General features: G+C 74.3%; 14 protein-coding genes. 12 read left to right on the top strand and 2 right to left on the bottom strand.

What is annotated here, in order from left to right; all coding sequences use genetic code 11:
• Window positions 1-2 precede the first annotated feature (2 nt).
• On the bottom strand, window positions 3-1,022 hold the full coding sequence (locus G9H72_RS06135; protein WP_331272038.1) for a chemotaxis protein CheB: 1,020 nt from the start codon (window positions 1,020-1,022) through the stop codon (window positions 3-5).
• Between the two features lie 273 nt (window positions 1,023-1,295).
• On the opposite strand from G9H72_RS06135, the gene G9H72_RS06130 reads away from it, so the two are divergent.
• The 9 genes from G9H72_RS06130 to lepB all read left to right on the top strand — a co-directional run bounded on the left by G9H72_RS06130 (window position 1,296) and on the right by lepB (window position 8,784).
• Window positions 1,296-1,616, top strand: coding sequence for a hypothetical protein (locus G9H72_RS06130; protein WP_166168870.1), 321 nt, complete (start codon window positions 1,296-1,298; stop codon window positions 1,614-1,616).
• Window positions 1,617-1,764: 148 nt separating this feature from the next.
• Window positions 1,765-3,108, top strand: a complete 1,344-nt coding sequence (locus G9H72_RS06125; protein ID WP_166168868.1) for an extracellular solute-binding protein — start codon at window positions 1,765-1,767, stop codon at window positions 3,106-3,108.
• Window positions 3,105-4,058 carry a carbohydrate ABC transporter permease gene (locus tag G9H72_RS06120; RefSeq protein WP_166168866.1) on the top strand — a complete coding sequence of 318 codons (954 nt, stop codon included), beginning with the start codon at window positions 3,105-3,107 and terminating at the stop codon, window positions 4,056-4,058. The genes G9H72_RS06125 and G9H72_RS06120 overlap by 4 nt, the downstream gene beginning before the upstream one ends.
• Window positions 4,059-4,066: 8 nt before the next feature.
• Window positions 4,067-4,900 (top strand): carbohydrate ABC transporter permease, encoded by an 834-nt coding sequence (locus tag G9H72_RS06115; RefSeq protein ID WP_166169058.1) that lies wholly within the window; start codon window positions 4,067-4,069, stop codon window positions 4,898-4,900.
• Window positions 4,901-4,947: 47 nt separating this feature from the next.
• Entirely contained in the window at window positions 4,948-6,198 is a 1,251-nt protein-coding gene (locus G9H72_RS06110; protein ID WP_166168864.1) for an ABC transporter ATP-binding protein, read from the top strand.
• 161 nt (window positions 6,199-6,359) lie between these two features.
• On the top strand, window positions 6,360-6,545 hold the full coding sequence (locus G9H72_RS06105; RefSeq protein WP_166168862.1) for a DUF4184 family protein: 186 nt from the start codon (window positions 6,360-6,362) through the stop codon (window positions 6,543-6,545).
• A 123-nt stretch (window positions 6,546-6,668) separates the two neighbouring features.
• On the top strand, window positions 6,669-6,857 hold the full coding sequence (locus tag G9H72_RS06100; RefSeq protein WP_166168860.1) for a hypothetical protein: 189 nt from the start codon (window positions 6,669-6,671) through the stop codon (window positions 6,855-6,857).
• A gap of 76 nt (window positions 6,858-6,933) precedes the next feature.
• On the top strand, window positions 6,934-7,749 hold the full coding sequence (gene ppgK, locus G9H72_RS06095) for a polyphosphate--glucose phosphotransferase (protein ID WP_166168858.1): 816 nt from the start codon (window positions 6,934-6,936) through the stop codon (window positions 7,747-7,749).
• A 471-nt stretch (window positions 7,750-8,220) separates the two neighbouring features.
• On the top strand, window positions 8,221-8,784 hold the full coding sequence (gene lepB / locus G9H72_RS06090; RefSeq protein WP_331272037.1) for a signal peptidase I: 564 nt from the start codon (window positions 8,221-8,223) through the stop codon (window positions 8,782-8,784).
• 55 nt (window positions 8,785-8,839) lie between these two features.
• Here lepB and G9H72_RS06085 read toward each other — a convergent pair whose 3' ends face one another.
• Complete coding sequence (locus G9H72_RS06085; protein WP_407939555.1) at window positions 8,840-9,640, bottom strand: inositol monophosphatase family protein; 801 nt, start codon at window positions 9,638-9,640, stop codon at window positions 8,840-8,842.
• Window positions 9,641-9,874: 234 nt separating this feature from the next.
• Between G9H72_RS06085 and G9H72_RS06080 the strand changes: the two genes are divergently transcribed.
• Genes G9H72_RS06080 through G9H72_RS06070 form a run of 3 tightly spaced genes read left to right on the top strand, consistent with a single transcriptional unit; the run spans window position 9,875 to window position 14,144 of the window.
• Window positions 9,875-10,279: a hypothetical protein gene (locus G9H72_RS06080; protein ID WP_166168856.1), complete on the top strand. Its 405-nt coding sequence runs from the start codon at window positions 9,875-9,877 to the stop codon at window positions 10,277-10,279.
• 24 nt (window positions 10,280-10,303) lie between these two features.
• On the top strand, window positions 10,304-11,035 hold the full coding sequence (locus G9H72_RS06075) for an HAD family hydrolase (RefSeq protein ID WP_166168854.1): 732 nt from the start codon (window positions 10,304-10,306) through the stop codon (window positions 11,033-11,035).
• Window positions 11,028-14,144 carry a SpoIIE family protein phosphatase gene (locus tag G9H72_RS06070; RefSeq protein WP_166168852.1) on the top strand — a complete coding sequence of 1,039 codons (3,117 nt, stop codon included), beginning with the start codon at window positions 11,028-11,030 and terminating at the stop codon, window positions 14,142-14,144. The genes G9H72_RS06075 and G9H72_RS06070 overlap by 8 nt, the downstream gene beginning before the upstream one ends.

The raw sequence follows: 14,144 nt of genomic DNA, 5'->3' as shown, positions 1-14,144 counted from the left end.
GATCAACCGACGATCTCGGCGGTGCTGCCCGAGGCGCCCAGGGCGGCGATGAGGCGGCGGATCGAGTCGGCGGCGCGCAGGGTCTCCTCGGCCGCCTGCTCGAACCGCCCCGCCGTGAGCGCGCGCCCGCGCAGCTCGGCGTCCTGTGCGAGACGTACGTTCAGCGCCACCTTGTCCTCCAGGGTGCGCAGCGCGACCCACAGCGCGCCCTCGAGCTCGAGCCCCTGCTGGGCGAGCAGGCTGTCGGGCGACCAGGCGTGCCCCACCCGACAGCGGTAGCGCAGCAGGGCGCCCTCGCCCGGGACCTCGAAGAGCGCGCCGTTGCAGTCCGGGCAGCCCAGGCCGGCAGGGACGCCGGGCCGCTGGGGGTCGTGCAGGGCGTCGGGGCCCGGCCGGGCAACCCGGGCCTCGGCGTCCATGAGAGCGGCAGGCTCGGCGCGCGCGGCGCCGGCGACGTCCTCACGGCAGAGCCGGTCGAGCAGCGCGGGCAGGTCACGTGCGGCCACGACGTGGTCGGCGCCGGCGGTCTCCAGCGCGCTGCGCGGCATGCCCGGGTAGGCCGCCTCCTCCGGGTCCTGCACCACGGCCACGCCTCCGCGGGCCCGGATCGCCGCGAGCCCCGCGGTCCCGTCGTCCAGCGCTCCGCTCAGGACGACGCCGACCACGCCCGGCCCGCGCGCCAGTGCCGCCGAGCGGAACAACGGGTCGGCCGCCGGGCGGTGCCCGTTCTCGCGAGGGCCGCGCGAGAGCGTGACGTGTCCGTCGAGCACGAGCACGTGGTGGTCGGGCGGGGCGACGTGGACGCGGCCCCGTCCGAGCGGCTCCCCGTCGACGGCCGTGCCGGCCGGGAGCGGACCGGCAGGGTCGAGGATGGCCGGCAGCGCGCTCACCCCGTGCGCGGGGACGTGCAGGACGACGAGAACGCTCGCGGGAAGGTCCGGCGGCAGCCCGGCGACCAGGGCGCGCAGCGGCTCGAGGCCTCCGGCCGAGGCGGCCACTGTGATGATGTCCCGCTGCGCCACGCCGTCTCCTCGTCCGAAAGCCGATGCCGGACGCGCTCGCACAACGTCCGCTCTCGCCCCGGCCGCCGACACGCGGCCGAGCCGACGAATGGCCCCGAGGAGGACGTCGTCAGCTTGCCATACGGTGAATTGCCGCGACGTGGGCAACCCGAAGGCGTGAGTGCCCACCCTCCCGGGGAATGAGGGAGCCAGCCTCTGCACGTAGAGGTATCTTGCGATGACAAGCAGTGAGCACAGAAGGTGTCGCTGCCATCCCGGCATTGGAGCGGACGCATGACCACGCCCAGGCGCAGGAGCACGGCCAAGGCGGCGCCGACGCCCGCGGTGCCCGCCCCCGACGTGCCCAAGGCCTGCCCGGACTGTCGCAGCGCCAAGGTGACCCACCTGGCCATGACGCTGACCGACGGCACGCCGGTCACGATGATCAGCTGCAGCAACTGCGACACCCGGTCCTGGTGGGAGGGCGCGGAGCGGCTGCCCCTGCAGAAGGTCGTCGACCTGGCGACCAAGCCGGGTGCTACCGGCCTGGACCTGCGCGACCGCAAGCGCACGGACCCGGTGCCGCCTCCGGGGGCCTCGCGCCGCACCAAGTAGCCGCACCCGTCGGGGAGCGCGTCGTTCGCGTCGTGTCACGCCGTCATGAACGGCTGGTGTCGCTGTGACGAAACCTTGATCCTGAATCATGGTGTCGGCGGGCCACCTCTAGGGGATTGACCTCCTGTTGCCGCAAGGAGGCGATCCGATGGGTCCTGGCGCAAGGACGAGCCGTGGGCACCGTGGGGCCGGAATCAGCCGGCGCCGCAGGCGAGCCCCGATTTCCATTCTCGCGGTCGGAGCGATCAGTGCCGGGCTCCTGACCGCCTGCGGGGGAGAGACCGGGCCCCCGACCCTCACGTGGTACATCAACCCGGACTCCGGTGGGCAGGCCGAGCTCGCCCGACGGTGCACCGAGGCGTCCGGTGGGCGCTACAGCATCGAGACGACGCTGCTGCCCCGGGACGCGAGCTCGCAGCGCGAGCAGCTGGTACGCCGGCTGGCCGCGAACGACTCCTCGATCGACCTGATCAGCCTGGACCCCCCCTTCATCCCCGAGTTCGCCGAGGCGGGCTTCCTCGCCGACATCCCCGAGGACGTCGCCGCGCAGGTGACCGAGGGAGTGGTGGACAGCGCCGTCGAAGGGGCGACCTGGAACGGCAAGCTGGTCACCGTCCCGTTCTGGGCCAACACCCAGCTGCTCTGGTACAAGAAGTCGGCGGCCGAGCAGGCCGGCCTCGACATGGACCGCCCGGTGACCTGGGACCAGATCATCGCCGCGGCCAAGCAGAACGGCTCGTCGATCGCCGCGCAGGGCATCCGGGCCGAGTCGCTGACCGTGTGGGTCAACGCGCTCGTCACCTCCGCCGGCGGCCAGATCCTGGAGAACCCGGAGGCCAACCCGGACGACGTCACGCTCGGCCTCGAGACCGAGGCCGGCCAGGAGGCGGCGCGGGTCATCCAGAGCATCGTGGACGAGGGGGTCGCCGGGCCCGGCCTGTCCAACCGCAACGAGGACGCCTCCGCGACGCTCTTCGAGAGCGACGGCGCCGACTTCATGGTCAACTGGCCCTTCGTCTGGCCCCGCGCGCAGGGCAAGGTGGCCGAGGGCGCGATGACGCAGGAGCAGCTCGACGACTACGGCTGGACGCTCTACCCCGCGGTCGTGGAGGGCGAGCGGAGCCGACCGCCCTATGGCGGGATCAACCTCGGCGTGGGAGCCTTCAGCGAGCACAAGGACTTCGTGCTCGAGGCGACGCAGTGCATCACGAGCACCGAGAACCAGGCCTACTACTTCATCACCAACGGCAATCCGGCGGCGAAGGAGGCGGCGTACGACGACCCAGAGGTCCTCGAGAACTTCCCGCAGGCGCCGGTCATCCGTGAGTCGCTGCAGAACGCGGCTCCCCGGCCGCAGACGCCGTACTACAACGAGGTCTCCGTCGGCATCCAGCGCACCTGGTCGCCTCCCGAGGCGGTCACCCCCGAGAGCACGCCGGAGGAGGCCACTTCGCTCATCCAGGGTGTCCTGCGCAAGGAGAAGCTGCTATGAGCACCACGACGATGCCTCCGACCAAGGCGCCGAAGACCGAGCCGAAGTCCGCTCCGAAGGGCGCGCTGAGCGACCGCGCGAAGGGCGAGCGCCGGCTCGGGTGGATGCTCGCGGGGCCGGCCTTCGCAGTCATGCTGCTCGTCACGGCGTACCCCATCCTGCAGGCGTTCTACGAGTCCCTCTTCGACTACCGCCTGACCGACCCGGACAACCGGGAGTTCACCTGGTTCAGCAATTACGCCGTCATCCTCGGTGACTCGATCTGGTGGAAGGCGCTCGCGGTCACCCTCTTCATCACGGTGGTGACCGTCGCCGTCGAGCTCGTGCTCGGCTTCGCCCTCGCGATGGTCATGCACAAGGCGCTCAAGGCGGTGCGGCCGCTCGTCCGCACGGCGATCCTCATCCCGTACGCGATCATCACCGTGGTCTCGGCCTTCTCGTGGTGGTACGCCTTCAACCTGACGTCCGGCTTCGTCAACACCTGGACCGGGCTCGGGGACTACGACTGGTTCGGCCACCAGTGGTCGGCGCTGGCCGTCATCTGCCTGTCGGAGATCTGGAAGACGACCCCGTTCATCTCGCTGCTGCTGCTGGCGGGGCTCGCGCAGGTGCCCGAGGTGCTGCAGGAGGCCGCGAAGGTCGACGGTGCGACGTGGCTCCAGCGGCTGTGGAAGGTCACGATCCCGAACATGAAGGCGGCCATCATGGTCGCCCTGCTCTTCCGCGCGCTCGACGCCTTCCGCATCTTCGACAACATCTTCATCATGACGCGCGGCAACAACAACACCGAGTCCGTGTCGTTCCTGGCCTACCGGCAGACCATCAGCCGGCTGGAGATCGGGCTCGGGTCGGCGCTCTCGGTGCTGGTGTTCCTGTGCGTGGTGCTCATAGCCGTCATCTTCATCAAGGGCTTCAAGGTGGACCTGGCCTCGGCGAGGGGTGAGCGGTGATGGGCGTGATGTCCCGGCGCGAGCGGGTCCTCTGGATCCTGGGCGCCATCGTGATCGTGATCTACGCGCTCTTCCCGGTCGCGTGGATCCTGTCGCTCTCCTTCAAGTCCCAGGGCGACCTCACCGACCGGAACTTCCTGCCGCGCAACCCCTCCTGGGACAACTACCAGGAGATCTTCTCGGGCAATGCGAAGGACCTCTTCCTCCCCGCGCTGCGCAACTCCCTCGGCATCTGCCTCATCGCGACGTTCGTATCGGTGGTGCTGGCGATGTTCGCGGCGTACGCGATCGCCCGGCTCGACTTCCCGGGCAAGCGGCTCATCCTGTCGACCGCGCTCGTCGTCGCGATCTTCCCGGCGATCTCGATCGTGACCCCGCTGTTCAACCTGTGGCGGGGGATCGGCCTCTACGACACCTGGCCCGGGCTCATCATCCCGTACCTCTCCCTCACGCTGCCGATCTCGATCTGGACGCTCGCGGCCTTCTTCCGGGAGATCCCGTGGGAGATGGAGCAGGCGGCCCAGGTCGACGGCGCCACGTCGTGGCAGGCGTTCCGCAAGGTGATCGTCCCGCTGGCCGCGCCCGGTGTGTTCACGACCGCGATCATCTCGTTCTTCATCGCGTGGAACGACTTCATCTACGGCATCTCGCTGACCTCGACGGAGGCGTCCCGCCCCGTTCCCGCAGCGCTGGCGTTCTTCACCGGCGCATCGCAGTTCGAGGAGCCGACCGGCGCGATCACGGCGGCCGCCGTCGTGGTCACGATCCCGGTCGTCCTGCTCGTCATCCTCTTCCAGCGGCGCATCGTCGCCGGCCTCACCAACGGCGCCGTCAAGGGCTGATCGCCTTCCCGGTCGACCAGCCAGCCGAGCAGACACAGGAGCAGAACATGGCTGCCATCACGATGAACCACATCGTCAAGAGGTACGGCGACGGCTTCCCTGCGGTGAACGACGTCAGCCTCGACATCGCCGACGGCGAGTTCATGATCCTCGTCGGGCCGTCCGGCTGCGGGAAGTCCACCCTGCTGCGGATGATCGTCGGCCTCGAGGACATCACGTCCGGGGACATGCTCATCGGGGGTGAGCGCGTCAACGAGAAGTCCCCGCGCGAGCGCAACCTGTCGATGGTGTTCCAGAACTACGCGCTCTACCCGCACCTGACCGTCTTCGAGAACATCGCCTTCCCGCTCCGGCTGGCCGGGGTCCCCGACGGCGAGGTCACGAAGCGCGTCGAGGAGGCCGCCGACGTCCTCGAGCTGCAGGAGCACCTGAAGCGCAAGCCCGCCAACCTGTCCGGCGGCCAGCGCCAGCGCGTTGCGATGGGGCGCGCGATCGTCCGCCAGGCCGACGCGTTCCTCTTCGACGAGCCGCTGTCCAACCTCGACGCGAAGCTGCGCGGGCAGATGCGCACCGAGATCGCGCGCCTGCAGCGCCGGCTCGGCGTGACCACCGTCTACGTCACCCACGACCAGACCGAGGCCATGACCCTCGGCGACCGGGTCGCGGTGCTGCGCAAGGGTGTCCTGCAGCAGGTCGCGTCGCCGCGCGAGCTGTACGAGCAGCCGGTCAACCTCTTCGTCGCCGGGTTCATCGGCTCGCCCCCCATGAACTTCCTGCCGGCGACGGTGGCCGGCAACGCGCTGCGCACGCCCTTCGGTGACCTGCACCTGGACGACCGGCGCGCCAAGGCGGTCGCGGGCAAGGACCTGGTCATCGTCGGGCTCCGCCCCGGCCACTTCGAGGACGCCGCCCTGGTGGAGGAGGACAAGCGGCGCCACGGCTCGGTCTTCCGCGCGATGGTCGACGTCACCGAGTGGCTGGGTGACCAGCAGTACGCCTACATCCCCTTCGAGGCGCCGGCGGAGATCACCAGCCAGCTGCGCGACCTCAGCCGCGAGCTCGACAGCGACCAGCTGCGCACGCAGGCCATCGTGGAGATCGACGCGATGAGCCGGCTGCGCGAGGGCCGCGAGGCCGAGTTCTGGGTGGACACCCGCAAGGCACACGTGTTCGACCCCGCGACGGGCGAGAACCTCACCCGTGACGCCGAGGCCGGCGCCCGGATGACCGAGGAAGTGGCCCAGGAGCGCGCCGAGCAGCTCGGCGCCGTGCAGGGCGGCCGGGTCGCCACGGGCTGAGCCACTCGACGAGCGGCCCGACGGCACCTGGCGTCGGGCCGCTCGTCCTGCGCTCGCCCGAGGCCCCAGCTCCTGCTGGCGCGGGGACGCCTCCTTCCCGCCCAAAGCGCGAGCCCTCCTGGTTCCGCCCGTCCTTCGGGGACCTCCGGGAGCCTGCCCGCGTGCCCTTCACGCTCAGCCACGCCGCGGCGGTGCTGCCCCTGGCCCGGCGGCTGCGCCCGCTGCGACGAACCGGGGGCGTCCTCGGCTGTCCCGCAGCAGGGGCCGCCACGCACGTGCTGTGGGACGAGCTCACCCACGCCGGCCATTGGGGGACGGCCCACCTCGGCGTGCTCGCGCGCGAGTAGGGCCCGCTGGAGGGCTGTCGCCGGGCGCAGTACGCCAGCGGCCCGCTCGGGCTGCTGGTGCTGCTGGCCCGGGCGGCGGCCTGATGGCGTCGGCAGGGGCTCGAGCGGCCGTATTCGTGGCCATTGCCGGCCGTCCTGACCGTCGGCGCCGCGCTGACGGCGGCGGTGGCCGTCGCGGGCCCTGCGGTGGCGGGGGAGGTGCGCGCCGGAGACCTGCGGGAAGCGGCGTTCGAGGGCATCACGAGCGCTGGCTCGGTGCTGCCAGGGACGCTTGCCACGGCCGCCCTGGGGTGGCGCCTGCGGCGCCGGTAGCCGTCCGCCCCCGGTTGCGGCCGACGCGCAGCCGACCGGAGGAGAGCGACCCGGGGTCGTCGGGTATGCATGTGCCATGGCCGACGAGATCGCTCCTCCCACATCCGTTGCCACCGCGGGAACCGCGGGGCGCGGCGCCGCCCCCGCGACGGGCCGCGGCTTCGGCGTCGACATCGGCGGCAGCGGCGTCAAGGGCGCCCCCGTCGACCTCGCCACGGGGGAGCTGCTCGACGAGCGCTACCGGATCCCGACCCCGCAGCCAGCCACGCCGGAGGCGGTGGCCGAGGCCGTGGCGCAGGTGTGCGCACACTTCGACTGGACCGGCCCGCTCGGCTGCACCGTGCCGGCGGTCGTCACCTCCGGTGTGGCCCGCAGCGCGGCCAACATCGACAAGTCGTGGATCGGGACCGACGTCGAGGCACTGCTGCGCGAGGCGACCGGCTCGAGCTCGGTGGCCGCCGTCAACGACGCCGACGCCGCGGGTATCGCGGAGGTCGCGTACGGCGCCGCGAAGGGCCGCGGCGGGGTCGTCATCATGCTGACGCTGGGCACCGGCATCGGGAGCGCCCTCGTCGTGGACGGCGTCCTCGTGCCGAACACCGAGCTCGGCCACCTCGAGCTCGACGGGCACGACGCGGAGAAGCGCGCCTCGGACGCCGCCCGCGAGCGCGACGACCTGTCCTGGAAGGAGTGGGCGGGACGCCTCGACCGCTACCTCACGCACGTCGAGATGCTGTTCTCGCCGTCGCTGTTCGTCCTCGGCGGCGGCGTCAGCAAGAAGTCCGAGAAGTTCCTCCCGCTGCTCACGCTGCAGACGCCGGTCATCCCGGCCGAGCTGCGCAACAACGCGGGCATCGCCGGGGCGGCGCTGCTCGCCGCGAGCCGCGGCTAGGAGATCGTCGCGGGAGGCTCCGGCCCGACGAGCGGCGCGCGGCCGGGAACGCCGGGGGGGCCGCGCGTCGTCGTCCCCTCGATCGTGGGCACGGACGGACGGGGAGGCCGCGTGAGTGGGGGCAGGCACCGCCGCCCGGAGCCGGTGGTCGACGAGCCCGACGTCGCCGCGCCCGCGGTCGACGGGCCTGTTGCCGCTGCGCGTGCTGTCTGGCCGCGTGGCGACCGGGCGCCGCGCGCCGACGAGGCGGCCGCCGCGGCGCCGACGTACGTCCCGCGGCGTGCCCGGCCGGAGCCCGTCGCTCCTCCGGCCCCGGTCGAGCCGCCCGTGGGTGAGCCTCCCGTCACTGAGGCACGCGTCAAGGAGCCTCCCGTCACGGAGCCTCCCGTCACGGAGCCGACCACGCCTGGGCCGGCCGCCCCGGCCCGCTCGCCGCTGGGGCCCCGGGGCCGCCGGGCACGCGCCCGACGGGTGGCCCGGCGGCGCCGGGCGCTGGCCGTCCGCGAGACCGTCTTCCTCGTGCTGGCGGCCGTCCTCGGCGCGGTGCTCATCAAGGGGTTCCTGGTCGAGGCGTTCTACATCCCCTCCGGCAGCATGGAGCGGACCCTGCACGGCTGCGAGGGCTGCTCCGGAAACGACCGCGTGCTCGTGTGGAAGCTCGGCGCCCGGCTCGGCGACCCGGAGCGCGGGGACATCGTCGTCTTCGGCACCGAGGGGACGAGGTACGCCGAGGTCTCGTCCGAACGCGACGTGATCAAGCGGGTGATCGGGGTCGGCGGCGACGAGGTCCGCTGCTGCGACGTGGAGGGGCGGGTCGTCGTCAACGGCGAGCCGCTGGACGAGCCGTACGTCTACCAGGACAACCACCTGGCGTTCGGGCCGCTGACGGTGCCCGAGGGGCAGCTCTGGGTCATGGGGGACCACCGCGGGGACTCGCAGGACTCGCGCTACGTCGGCCCGATCCCCGTGGACAACGTGGTCGGGCGGGCCTTCGTCCGGGTCTGGCCGCTCGGCCGGCTCGGCCTGCTGCACTGAGCCTCGTCCGACCGGCGCATCGCCCGATGCCCGCTTCTGCGGAGGGCGGCTCGGCTCAGGGGCGGAGGGCGGCCAGCGCGTCGTCGTGGAGCAGGCCGTTGGTGGCCAGCGCGCTGCCCCCCGCGGGGCCGGGCTGCCCGGTGAGGTCGGTGAACCGGCCGCCCGCCTCCCGGACGAGCAGGTCGAGGGCGGCGAGGTCGTGCAGCGCCACCTCGGGCTCGGCAGCGACGTCGACCGCGCCCTCCGCGACCAGGCAGTAGGACCAGAAGTCGCCGAACGCCCGGGTGCGCCAGGCGGTGTCGAGCAGCCCGAGGAACGCCTGGCGGCGCCGCCCCCAGGCGTCGAGCGAGGAGTACGACACCGACGCGTCGGACAGCCGGGCCACCGCGGACACCGCGAGCCGGCGCGGCGCGCCCTGCCCGTCCTGCGCCCACGCCCCGGCGCCCGCGGCCGCCCACCAGCGGCGGCCGAGGGCGGGGGCCGAGACGACCGATGCGACGACCGCGTCGGCGTCCAGCAGGGCGATGAGCGTCGCCCACGCCGGCACGCCGCGGACGAAGTTCTTCGTGCCGTCGATCGGGTCGACCACCCACCGGCGCGGGCCCTGGCCGGTGTCGGGCAGCTCCTCGCCGTGGACCGCGTCATGCGGGCGCTCGGCGGCCAGCGTTCTGCGCACCTGCTCCTCCACGGCGCGGTCGGCGTCCGTGACCGGGGTCGCGTCCGGCTTGGCCTCGACCTGCAGGTCCAGCGCGCGGAAGCGGGCGAGCGTCATCGTGTCGGCCGCGACGGCCAGCCGCAGCGCGAGCGCGAGGTCGTCGGCGTACGCGCCGGCGAGCCAGGGCGACGGCGCGGGCACAGAGGGGGCGGGAGCGCCGCCGGGCGGCGTCACGGAGGAGGACACGGATGGGACGCTATCGACCGTGCTGCCGCCCACCGGGCGCGGGCTGGCGCATACTTCGCTCGGCCGGAACCATGGGCGCACGACTGGCTCGGGCCGGCTCGGCGCGAGCCGGGCCCGGCGAGCAGGGACGAGCAGGGCCGGCCGGAGCCGGACAGCGGCGAGCAGGGCTCGCGGGGCAGGGGAGGGGACATGGCTGCACTCGGGCGCATCTTCGGACGCCGTCGTGCCGCGGGCCCGGTCGAGCCCGCTCCGCTGGTCGTTCCCCGGCAGACCCTGGACGGCTGGGTCCTCGACGGCACCGGGCTGGCCCGCAGCGTCCCGCGCGGCGACCAGCGCGAGCTCGCGCACCTGCTGCACAGCGTCGCGGGGCGCGTCGACACCCCGTGGACGTACTCGCGGGCCGCCGAGATACTGCTGTCCGTGGGCGAGCTCGCCCAGGCGCACGCGGTCACCTCGGCCTGGCTGCGCCACCCGGCGTCGCGGGCGGCCGAGCACGCGGCCGCCACGCGCTCGCTGACGAGGACGCACGAGCGCGTCGAGGGACGGCTGGCGTCGAGCGAGCGGCAGCTCGACGTCGAGCGGGCCAACGGGTGAGGGCCGGGACCGGGAGGGCCGTTCGTGAGCAGTGAGCCGGGTGCGCCGCAGCGGACGTTCGATGTCGAGCCGGCGCCGCCGGCGTTCCTGTTCGACCTCGACGGCACGCTCATCGACAGCGTCTACCAGCACGTCGTCGCCTGGCGGCAGGCGCTCGCGTCGGTGGGGATCGACGTCGCGGTGTGGCGGCTGCACCGCCGGATCGGCATGAGCGGTGGGCTGTTCGTGCACGCGCTGCTGGCCGAGACCGGGGTGCGGCTGTCCGGCGAGGAGATCGAGCAGCTGCAGCAGTCGCACGCGCAGGCCTTCGCGCAGCTGCACGGGACGGTCCGCCCGCTGCCCGGCGCCCGCGAGCTGCTGGCCGAGCTCACCGAGCGCGGGGTCGCGTGGGCGATCGCGACGAGCGGGCGCGAGGCCACCGCCCGCCCCGGCCTCGACGCCCTCGGCGTGCCGCCGCAGGTGCCGGTCGTCACCCGCGACCGCGTCCGCCGGGCCAAGCCGGACCCGGACCTGTTCCTCGCCGCGGCGGCCGCCCTCGGGGTGGCTCCGTCCACGACCTTCGTCGTCGGCGACAGCGTCTGGGACCTGCTCGCCGCCCGGCGGGCGGGAGCGCTGGGCGTGGGGGTGCTCTCCGGCGGCTACGGTCGGGAGGAGCTGGAGCGGTCCGGGGCCTTTCGCGTCTACGCGGACCCGGCCGAGATGCTCCTGCACCTGCACGAGGTCGGCGTACGCAGCGGAGGTGGCCCGGGTGCTTGACCAGAGCCCGCCGCCGGCGGCGCAGCTGCGGGTGCTGGCCAAGACCGCGGTCGAGCTGCGCTCGATCTCCGGGGCCGACGAGCAGGTGCGCCGCATCGTCGAGCGTGCCCGCGAGATCGTCGGTGCCGCGCACGCCGTGCTCGTCCCGGCCGGTGGGGTGGGCGGGGAGCCGCTGGCCGCGTCGGCGGCCGGGGGCGGGGACGATGCTGCCGCGAGCCTGACCGGGCCGCTGCGCGCCCTGCACGAGGTCGTGGTGCGCACGAACGCCCCCTTGCGCCTGGACGAGGCGGAGCTGCGGGCGCACCCGGCCTGGAGCGGCGCGGCCGGGGACGGCGGATCGAGGGAGGAGCCGCCCGTCCGTGGGCTGCTCGCCGTTCCGCTGGTGGCGCGCGACCGGCGCAACCTCGGCGTGCTGCAGCTGTCGGACAAGCCGGGCGCGTTCACCCCCGCCGACGAGGCGGTGGCCGCCCAGCTGGCCCAGCTGCTCGCGGTCGCGATCGAGTCGCGCGAGGACGCCGAGGCGCTCGCCGTGAGCGAGGAGCGCTACCGCGCCCTGGTCGCTGCCACCAGCGACGCGGTGTGGACGGTCGACGCGGGGTTCCGCATCGTGGGCGATCAGCCGTCCTGGCGCGCGCTCACCGGCCAGGAGCCGGGGCAGGACCTCGGCCTCGGCTGGCTCGACGCCGTGCACCCGGAGGACCGGGAGGCCGTCGTCGCGGCGGTCGAGCGGGCGGTCGCCGGCGGGGAGCGCTACGAGGCGACGTACCGCGTCACCGGCCGCGACGGGCGCGAGCGCTGGCTGCGCGCGCGCGGCGTGCCGGTCGTGGGGGAGGAGGGCGAGGAGCGCCCGGTGGCCGGCTGGGTGGGCGGCTGCAGCGACATCACCGACCTGGTGCTGGCCGAGCGGGCGCATCGGGACCTCTCCGGTCTCGCAGCCGCCGCTACCCGGCGGGTCGAGATCCTGCAGCAGGTCACCGCGGCGCTCGCCCAGGCCCTCACCACCGCGGACGTCCGGGCCGTCGTCATCGGGCCGGCGCGCTCCCTGCTGGCCGCCGAGCGCTGCGCGCTGGTGCTGGCGGGGGAGCGCAGCGCGGTGCCCGAGGCGCGGATGCCGGGCGCTCTGGCCGACGCTCTGGCCGCCATCGTGCGCGGCGGGACTGCGCGCTTCGCCGCGCCCGGCGACCCGCTCGCCGAGGCACTGGGGGCCGGCGGTTCGACCTGGGCGCTGCTGCCGCTGCCCAGCCCCGCCGGGCCCGTCGGGGCGATCGCCCTGACGTGGCCGGGCGTCCGGGAGCGCTCGGACGAGGAGCGGGCGTTCCTCGACGCTGTCGCCGCCCAGTGCGCCTCGGCCGTGGCTCGCGCCCGGCTCTACGACGAGCTGGCCGAGCGCGCGGCCCGCCAGACCCTGCTCCTCGACGCGGCCGACCGGCTGTCCGGCAGCCTCGAGCGCGAGGAGGTGCTCGAGGAGCTGGCCGCGCTGGTCGTGCCGCAGCTGGCCGACTGGGCGGTCGTGCACCTGGTCGAGGGCCAGGGGCCGGCGCTGCGGGCCACGGCCGTGGCCGCGCAGGACCCGGTCGTCGCCGCCGACCTGCGCCTCTTCTTCGACCAGTTCCCCGTGGCCGTGGGCGAGCCCGAGGGTGCCGGCGCGGTCGTCGCGACCGGCCGGTCGCAGCGGCTCGAGGGCGGGCCGGTGACGCCTGCGGGCGGGCCTGGCCCGCTGCCGCCCGCGCTCGGCGCGCGCCCGAGCACGCTCGTCGTCCCGCTGTCCGCACGCGGCCGGGCGTTCGGCGCGCTGACCCTCGCCCGGGGCGGCCGGGCGTACGGCCCGGAGGAGCTGGTGTTCGCCGAGGACCTGGCCCGCCGGGCGGCGCTCGCCGTCGACAACGCCACGCTCTACTCCGCCCAGCGGGAGGCGGCGGTGACCCTGCAGCGCTCCCTGCTGCCGCAGACGCTGCCCGCGGTCGAGGGGCTGGAGTTCGTCGCGCACTACGTGCCCGGGGCCGACGGCACCGAGGTCGGCGGCGACTGGTTCGACGCGTTCGAGCTGCCCGGCGGCCGGGTCGGCATCGCGGTCGGCGACACGATGGGCCGCGGCGTGGCCGCCGCCGCCGTCATGGGCCAGGTGCGCGCGGCGCTGCGCGGCTACGCGCTGGAGGGCCACAACCCGGCCGAGGTGCTGCGCCGCCTGGACCTGGTCGTGCAGGCCTTCGACGAGCTGCGCCTCACCACCTGCGTCTACGCGGTCTACGACCCGCGCACCCGCTGGCTCTCGGTCGCGTCCGCCGGGCACCTGCCGCCGCTGGTGCTCGAGCCGGGGCGTCCGGCCCGCTTCCTCGACCTGGACCCGGGCCTGCCGCTGGGCGTCGGGCCCGGCCTGTCGGCACAGGACGAGCCGTACCGCGAGCACGTGGTCGCGCTGCGGCCCGACGCGACGGTGCTGCTCTACACCGACGGGCTGGTCGAGCGCCATGACGTCGTCGCGGACGAGGGGATGGCGGCCCTGCGCGACGCCCTGGACGGGCAGGCCGACCGGGGCCCGCGCGAGCTGCTCGACCTGGCCCTCGAGGCCGCTCAGCGGCTGAGCGCGCCGGCCGGGCAGGACGACGTCGCGGTGCTCGCCGTGCGGGCGGCGGGCGAGCAGCCCGGCACGCCGGGGCAGCGGCGCGCGCTCGAGGTCGAGCTCTCACCCAGCCTGCACGCCGCGCGCACTGCCCGCGGGCGCGTGCTCACCGCGCTCACCGAGTGGGGGCACGGCGGATCCGAGGACGCCGGCGGCCCCGGGGGCTTCGAGGCCGTCGACGCAGTCGTGCTGCTCACCGACGAGCTGGTCACCAACGCGGTCGTGCACGCCCACTCCCCGCTCCTGCTGGAGCTGAGCGCGACGACGGAGCACGTGCGGGTGGCGGTGACCGACGAGAGCCCGCGGCTGCCCGCGCCGCGGGGGCAGTCCCAGGACTCCGCCGACGCCCTCGACGCGGTGTCCGAGGGCGGGCGCGGCCTCCGGCTCGTCGAGCTGCTGGCCAGCCGCTGGGGCGTGGACCGGCTGCCCGTCGGCAAGCGGATCTGGTTCGAGGTCGACCTGCCGCCGGAGCCCATGCCGGGGGCCTGA

Origin of the sequence: Motilibacter aurantiacus, from assembly GCF_011250645.1 — a bacterium.
Classification (GTDB): Bacteria; Actinomycetota; Actinomycetes; order Motilibacterales; family Motilibacteraceae; genus Motilibacter_A; species Motilibacter_A aurantiacus.
This window is presented reverse-complemented; position numbering and strand designations above follow the sequence as displayed.